Genomic DNA, 7,087 nt, shown 5'->3' with positions numbered 1-7,087 from the left:
ACGTGGCGGTTCACCACGGCCAATCGCCTGGCGTATGTGCAGGTGACGCTGCCGAAGAAGCGGTCCGGGCCGGACGACAGCGCGCAGGTCCTGACTCGACGACGTACGACCTGCTGCGGCCGCGCCCGGCGGGACACGGCCCGAGTCCATCGTCGGGCAGGGCCTCGGGCCCCGCACCTCCGTCCGTCCGTGCACGCGGCGGACGCCCACGGGGGCCGGGCGGCCCTCCCGACCGGACCGGGGCCGGACTCCGGGTGGCCGATGGCATGCGCGTACGCGTCGCAGACGGCCCCCACGCTGTCCCCCGTTCGGCGGAGCGCGCGCCACGGGTGCGCCCGCTCCGGCGAGTCGCGGCCGCGTCCTCAGCCGGCGTTGGGCCGGGCGAGTCCGAGGTCGTAGGCGAAGATCACCGCCTGGACGCGGTCGCGGGCGCCGATCTTGGCCAGGACGCGGCCGACGTGGGTCTTGACCGTGGACTCGGACAGCACGAAGCGGGCGGCGATCTCGCCGTTGGTCCAGCCCCTGCCGATGGCGACGAGGATCTCCCGCTCGCGCTCGGTCAGGGCCTTGAGCCGGGGGTCGTCGGCGCCGCCGGAGGCGGGCCCGTAGCGGGCGTACTCGTCCAGGAGGCGGCGGGTGAGGGCGGGCGCGATGACCGCGTCCCCGCCGGCGACGGCGCGGATGCCGGCCAGGAGTTCCTCGGGGCGGGCGTCCTTCAGCAGGAAGCCGCTGGCTCCGGCGCGCAGGGCCGCGTGGACGTACTCGTCGAGGTCGAAGGTGGTGAGCACGAGGACGCGGGAGCGGTCGCCGGCGGCGACGATGCGGCGGGTGGCCTCGATGCCGTCCATCCCGGGCATGCGGATGTCCATCAGGACGACGTCGGGGCGCAGTTCGGCGGTCCTGCGCACGGCCTCGGCGCCGTGCGCGGCCTCGCCGACGACCTCCGTCTCGGGCACGGAGTCGAGCAGCATCCGGAAGCCGTACCGCTGGAGCGGCTGGTCGTCGACGACGAGCACCGTGGTCACCGGGCACCGTCCTCGGGGGTGAGGTCGAGGGTGGCGGCCACCGTCCAGCCGCCGCCCGGGGCGGGGCCCGCGCTGACGTTCCCGCCGTAGAGCGCGGCTCTCTCCCGCATGCCCACCAGGCCGTGTCCTTCCTCGTTCGGCGGCCCCGTCGGGGCCGCGGGGCCGGTGTCGCGGACCTGGATGCCGATCCGGGTGTCCTCGACGTCGATGGCCAGGTTCACCCGGGTGCCGGCGCCCGCGTGCTTCAGCGTGTTCGTCATGGCCTCCTGCACGATCCGGTAGACCGTCAGCTGTACCCCGCCGTCGAGGCCCTCGACGTCCCCGGCGGTGCGGTAGACGACGTCGAGACCGGCGGCGCGCACGCCCTCGCACAGCGCGTCGATGTCCGCGAGGCCGGGCTGCGGGCTGAGTTCGGCCTCCTCGCGCGTGCCGTCGGCCTCGCGCAGCACGCCGAGTACGCGCCGGAGTTCGCCGAGCGCCTGGCGGCCGGTGTCGCCGATGAGCTGGAGCGCCTCCTTGCCGCGTTCCGGGGCGGCGCCGGTGGCGTAGGCGCCGGCGTCGGCGAGGGTGATGATGACGGACAGGTTGTGGCCGACGATGTCGTGCATCTCCCGGGCGACCCGGGCCCGTTCCGTCGCGGCGGCCAGCCGGCTGCGCTGGTCGCGTTCGACCTCCAGCCGCGCCGCCCGGTCCCGCAGCCCGGCCAGCTGGGCGCGGCGGATCCGGATCATCAGGCCGAGCGCGAGGGCCGCGGTCGCCGTGCTCAGCAGGAAGAACAGGGCGTCCCAGACGGACACGGCGCCCGACACCCGCACGGCGACCAGGGTCAGTGCGCCCGTCATCACCGCGCAGGCCCACGGCAGCTGCCGCAGCCGGCCGTGCAGGGCCAGGCTGTACAGGGCGATGAAGAGGGCGACGTCGGCGCGCAGTGCGGCGCCGAGGGACCACTGGACGACGAACACGGCCGCGACGCCGGCGAAGGCCACCGCGGGCCGCCGCCGTCGCCACAGCAGCGGGAGCACCAGGCCCGCCTGCAGGGCGAGCGTGCCCGCGAGCGGCAGATGGGTGACCGCGAGCCGGAACCGGCGCGGTCCGTCGCCGTCGCCAGCGCCCCTGTGCAGCAGGTCCGGCAGGCAGAACATCAGGAAGACCACGACCACCACAGCGGTGTCCAGCACCCACGGGTGGGCGCTGTCGGCCTGCCGCAGCCGCTGGCCGGCCCGGCCGAGCCGGGCGACCAGCGGCCCCATTCCGCTGAGGTCTTCGGTGGTCATGGAGTCTCCGCCGCGGGGTGCGGGTGGATCAGACGTCGCTGCGCCGCAGCCGGTACGCCGCTCCGGCCAGCGCGAGCGCGGTCCAGCCGAGGAAGACGAGCAGTCCGGCGCCCGGCGACAGGGTGGTGGAGTCGTGCGTGAGGGCGAACACCGACTCGCCCGCGTGGCTCGGCAGGTACGGGCTGATGTCGTTCTGCCAGGAGCTGGGCAGGAGCGAGATCAGTCCGGGGACGAGCATCAGGCTGGCGACGAGCACCGAGATGCCGCCGGCCACCGAGCGCAGCAGCGCGCCGAGGGCGGTGCCGATCACGCCGACCAGGCCGAGGTAGAGCCCGGCGCCCAGCAGGCTGCGGACGACCCCCGCGTCACCGAGGCTCAGGGCGGCGGGGGTGCCGGAGACGATCTGGCTGCCGATGAGGAAGGCGACGAACGCGCCGACGGTGCCGACGACGAGTGCCACCAGCCCGTAGACCGTCGCCTTGGACCACAGCACGGGCAGCCGGCGCGGCACGGCCGCGAGGGTCGAGCGGATCATCCCGGTGGAGTACTCCCCCGCCATGACCAGCACGCCGAGGACGCCGAGGGCCAGCTGGGCGAAGTTGGTGCCGAAGAGGGACAGGCTCACGGCCGTGGAGTGGGCGAAGTCCCGGTCCATGCGGGGCGAGCCGATGTTGGACTTGTAGTGGCTCGCGGCGATGACGCCGAAGGCGACGAGGAAGAGCAGCCCGAGGCCGAGGGTGATCCAGGTGGAGCGCAGCGACCAGAGCTTGGCCCACTCCGACGAGAGCACGCGCCGTCCGGTCACCCGGTAGGCGGGGCGGGCGGGAGCGCTCGTGGGCGCCTCGGCGGGGGTGGCGGTGGTGAGGGTGCTCATGCGGCGCTCCCGGAGAGGTCGGTGCCGGTCGTGGAGCCGTGGTACTCGACGGCGTCCTTGGTCAGTTCCATGAAGGCCGCCTCCAGCGACACCGCCTTCGAGGTCAGCTCGAACAGGGGGATCCCGTGCTCGGCCGCCTTCAGGCCGATCTCGCGGGCGGTCACCCCGGTCACCTGCAGCTCCTCCGAGCCTATGCGGCCGGTGATCTCCACGCCGGGCCCGGCCAGCACCTCACGCAGCCGTGCGGGGTCCTGCGTGGCGACCTTCACGGTGTCGCCGCCGGCCTCGCGCACCAGGTCCCGTACGGTCGTGTCGGCGAGCAGCCGACCGCGGCCCACGACGATCAGGTGGTCGGCCACCAGGGCGACCTCGCTCATCAGGTGCGAGGAGACGAACACGGTCCGGCCCTCGGCCGCGAGCGAGGTCAGCAGGTTACGGATCCAGAGCACGCCCTCGGGGTCGAGTCCGTTGACGGGCTCGTCCAGCATCACCGTCTGCGGATCGCCGAGCAGGGCCGCCGCGATGCCGAGCCGCTGTCCCATGCCGAGGGAGAAGGCTCCGGCCCGCTTCTTGGCCACGCTGCCGAGACCGGCGAGGTCGATCACCTCGTCGACCCGGCGGCGCGGGATGCCGTGGGTCAGCGCGAGCGCCTTGAGGTGGTTGTAGGCCGAGCGGCCCGGGTGGATGGACTTCGCCTCCAGCAGGGCGCCCACCTCCTGGAGCGGGGCGCGGTGGCGGGCGTAGTGACTGCCGTTCACCGTGACGGAGCCGCTCGTGGGGGCGTCGAGGCCGACGATCATGCGCATGGTGGTGGACTTGCCGGCGCCGTTCGGGCCGAGGAAGCCGGTCACCGAGCCGGGCTTCACAACGAAGTCCAGTCCGTCGACCGCGGTCTTCTCGCCGTACCTCTTGGTCAGTCGTTGTGCTTCGATCATTCGCGTTCTCTCTCTCGGGCTCCGGCGTCCGTCACGCTTGACGCCTCACCCGCAACGCTAGGGTCCGTGGCCGTCCGGACCCGTGGTACCGGGGGCTGAACGGGGCCGGTCGGGTGGTACCGCGGTACTACGCCGGCCCGCGGTGCCGGTGGGTGAGGGCGCCGGTCAGGGGCGGCGGCGGGCGGGTGCCGCGGCCCGGGCGGCGGCGGTCACTGGGGTCACGGCGCTGCGTCGGGGTGCTCCCCGTCGGTCCCCGCCAGGAGCCGCTGGAGCAGCCGCTCGTCCTGGGTGGACAGGTCGGAGACGAACCGGCTGAGCACCGCCTCCCGGTCCGGGCCGCGGTCCAGCAGGGTGCGCATCCGGGCGGCGGTGTCGGACGCCTGGTCCCGGGCGGCCGCGTAGACGTAGCCGCGGCCCTCGCGGTGCCGGACGAGCATGCCCTTGTCGTGGAGGCGCGAGAGGATGGTCAGCACGGTGGTGCAGGCCAGCTCGCCGGGCAGCCGGGCCAGGACGTGCCGGGCCGTCAGCGGACGGTCGGCGGCCCACAGTACGGCCAGCACTCCGTTCTCCAGCTCGCCGCGCGCCCTTCTGCCGGACGCCTCCCCGGCCGTGTCACTCCTCGGGTCGCGCACCGCGCACCGCCCTTCCTGCTCGGCGCACCACCCTACCCGCTTGCTACTACAACTCGTACGAGATGACTTGCTGCTTTTCGTACGAATACGACTTTTTCACCAGACTTCACCCTGGATGCCGGTGGCCGCCTCGGTCAGGCCGACAGTCCGGCGGCGAGGGTCGCCCCGAGTTCCCAGCACGCCTCCGTGTCGGCCTTGCCCGGTTCACCGGTGACCGTGACCGGGTCGGCCGCACGGCGCCACCCCAGGCCGGTGGTGATGGACTCGATCGCGCGGACGGCGCCGGTGACGTCGTTGCCGCCGTGGACGTAGTAGCCGAAGGGGCGGCCGCGGGTCTCGTCGAGGCAGGGGTAGTAGATCTGGTCGAAGAAGTGTTTGAGTGCGCCGGAGACGTAGCCGAGGTTCGCGGGGGTGCCGAGGAGATAGCCGTCGGCTTCCAGGACGTCGGCGGCGGTGGCCGACAGGGCCGCCCGCCGGACGACCCGGACGCCCTCGATCTCGGGCGTCGTGGCACCGGAGACGACGGCTTCGAACAGGGCCTGGCAGTTGGGCGACGGGGTGTGGTGGACGATCAGCAGGGTGGGCACACCCCGAACCCTGCCGTGCGCGGGCCGCGGTGCGCAAACGGGCCCCTGGCCGCCGCCGTTGTGGGCGGCCGCCGGGGGTGCGACGATGCCGGGCGGCGGTGGAAAACAACGGGAGGAGCCCCGTGGTGGCCGAGGACGAGCGCCGGGTACCGGCGGCCGTGGTGTTCGATGCGCTGGGTCTGGACTACGAGAAGGCGTTCGCCTCCTCCGAGGCGCACCGGGCGTCGCTGCGGTGGCTGCTGGGCCGGCTGGAGCCGGGCAGCCGGGTGCTGGACGTGGGCAGCGGGACCGGACGGCCGACCGCGGCGACCCTCGCCGAGGCGGGTCACCGGGTGCTCGGTGTCGACGTCTCCCCCGTCATGGTCCGGCTGGCCGCCCGGCAGGTGCCCGGCGCCGAGTTCCGGCTGGCCGACATTCGCGAACTCCCCCTGGAGGAGGCCGAGTTCGACGCGGCCTGCGCCTACTTCTCGCTGCTCCAGATGACCCGGGCCGAGCAGTCCGCCGTCGTCGGCCGGCTTGCGCGGGCGGTACGGCCCGGCGGGCTCGTGGCACTGGCCACCGTGCCCCTCGACGTGGAGGGCGTCGAGGCGGTCTTCATGGGGCAGCCGGTGCGGGTGACGAGCTTCGCCCCCGAAGGGTTCACCGAGCTGGCGGCCGCGGCGGGCCTGACGGTGCTGGCCGAGGAGCGGGCCGTGTTCGCTCCGGACCACCCCGGCGCCATGTCCGAGCCACACCTCTTCCTGCACTGCCGGCGCGCGCCGGAGTGATCCCGGTCGGGGCTGCCCTGGCAGGCGTCGGCAGGGGGCCGGTCGGAGAACCGGTCGGCGAGCCGGTCGACGGCGGCGCCTTGGTCGGTGAGCAGCGGCGCGAAGTGGTTGAGCAGGGTGCGAAGTGGTTGACCACGGTGCGAAGTGGTTGACCAGGGTGCGGAGTGGTTGAGCAGGGCGCGGCCCGACCGCGGGTCGTGGGCCGGCGCACAGGTCCCGCACCGAGTGCGGGTCAGTGCTGCGCCGGTCCCGGGCGTCGACCGCCTTCGCCCCGCGGCACGGAGTAGTCCTCGAGGCTTCGCACATACGTCAGGCCGGGGCGGCCGGAGAGCCGTGTCTCGCCGGTGACGGTGAACCCCGTACGCGCCAGCACGGCCCGGGACGCCGCGTTGTCGAGGGTGGTGGCGGCCCTCAGCACGGTCAGCCCGTACGATCCCGCGGCGAGTCCGCACATCTCCAGCACCGCCGAGGTGGCCAGCCCCCGGCCCGCGGCGCGCTGTGCGATCCGGTACCCGAGCTCGGCGCCGCCGTCCGCCAGGTCCATGAGGTTGACCCGCCCCAGCACCTCGCCCCCGTCGCCCACCAGCACATGGAAGCGGCAGACCCCGGCCGCCTGTTCGGCCAGCAGGGCACGGTGCCGCTCGTCGAACCGGGCGAAGTACTCCTCGCCCCGATCCGGGATGGACGCCGCGAAGTAGGCGCGGTTCTCCCGCTCGAAGGCGAGGAGCGCGGGGGCATGGTCCGGACGCAGCGGCTGCAGCTCGGGCATGGACGCGACGGTACGCGCCATGCCTACGAGTCCGCCTGCCGATTTCCGTCCGGAGCGCCGCCCGCGGGAGACCTCTGGAGTTCCTCAAGTCGCTTGGCCTGCCGAGTAACTGACGGCCAGAGTGATCCACATGGCGGGAATCACGGGACTGAACAAGAAACACAACTTCGTCCTTGCGGCTGGCCGGTTCGCTCTCCATACCGTTGGCGACCACTACGGCGGTG

General features: G+C 73.6%; 8 protein-coding genes. 1 reads left to right on the top strand and 7 read right to left on the bottom strand.

Annotated features, from left to right (window positions below):
- Window positions 1-362: 362 nt before the first annotated feature.
- The 6 genes from ACWEN3_RS37405 to ACWEN3_RS37380 all read right to left on the bottom strand — a co-directional run bounded on the left by ACWEN3_RS37405 (window position 363) and on the right by ACWEN3_RS37380 (window position 5,327).
- On the bottom strand, window positions 363-1,025 hold the full coding sequence (locus tag ACWEN3_RS37405; protein ID WP_452980473.1) for a response regulator: 663 nt from the start codon (window positions 1,023-1,025) through the stop codon (window positions 363-365).
- A complete protein-coding gene (locus ACWEN3_RS37400; protein WP_452980470.1) occupies window positions 1,022-2,299 on the bottom strand; it encodes a sensor histidine kinase in 1,278 nt (425 codons plus the stop codon). Before ACWEN3_RS37400 ends, ACWEN3_RS37405 begins: the two co-directional genes overlap by 4 nt.
- A gap of 28 nt (window positions 2,300-2,327) precedes the next feature.
- A complete protein-coding gene (locus tag ACWEN3_RS37395; protein ID WP_452980467.1) occupies window positions 2,328-3,173 on the bottom strand; it encodes an ABC transporter permease in 846 nt (281 codons plus the stop codon).
- Window positions 3,170-4,108, bottom strand: coding sequence for an ATP-binding cassette domain-containing protein (locus tag ACWEN3_RS37390; protein WP_452980464.1), 939 nt, complete (start codon window positions 4,106-4,108; stop codon window positions 3,170-3,172). Before ACWEN3_RS37390 ends, ACWEN3_RS37395 begins: the two co-directional genes overlap by 4 nt.
- Before the next feature lie 218 nt (window positions 4,109-4,326).
- A complete protein-coding gene (locus tag ACWEN3_RS37385) occupies window positions 4,327-4,740 on the bottom strand; it encodes a BlaI/MecI/CopY family transcriptional regulator (protein ID WP_452980461.1) in 414 nt (137 codons plus the stop codon).
- Window positions 4,741-4,874: 134 nt separating this feature from the next.
- Entirely contained in the window at window positions 4,875-5,327 is a 453-nt protein-coding gene (locus ACWEN3_RS37380) for a flavodoxin family protein (RefSeq protein WP_452980459.1), read from the bottom strand.
- A gap of 122 nt (window positions 5,328-5,449) precedes the next feature.
- On the opposite strand from ACWEN3_RS37380, the gene ACWEN3_RS37375 reads away from it, so the two are divergent.
- Window positions 5,450-6,094: a class I SAM-dependent methyltransferase gene (locus ACWEN3_RS37375; RefSeq protein WP_452980457.1), complete on the top strand. Its 645-nt coding sequence runs from the start codon at window positions 5,450-5,452 to the stop codon at window positions 6,092-6,094.
- Between the two features lie 232 nt (window positions 6,095-6,326).
- Here ACWEN3_RS37375 and ACWEN3_RS37370 read toward each other — a convergent pair whose 3' ends face one another.
- The gene (locus tag ACWEN3_RS37370) at window positions 6,327-6,863 is read right to left on the bottom strand and encodes a GNAT family N-acetyltransferase (protein ID WP_452980475.1); all 537 of its coding nucleotides are present in this window, start codon (window positions 6,861-6,863) and stop codon (window positions 6,327-6,329) included.
- Window positions 6,864-7,087 lie beyond the last annotated feature (224 nt).

The sequence above is a fragment of the Streptomyces sp. NPDC004561 genome (genome assembly GCF_053602155.1).
The sequence above is the reverse complement of the archived record's forward strand: the minus strand, read 5'-3'. Positions and strand labels throughout refer to the sequence as shown.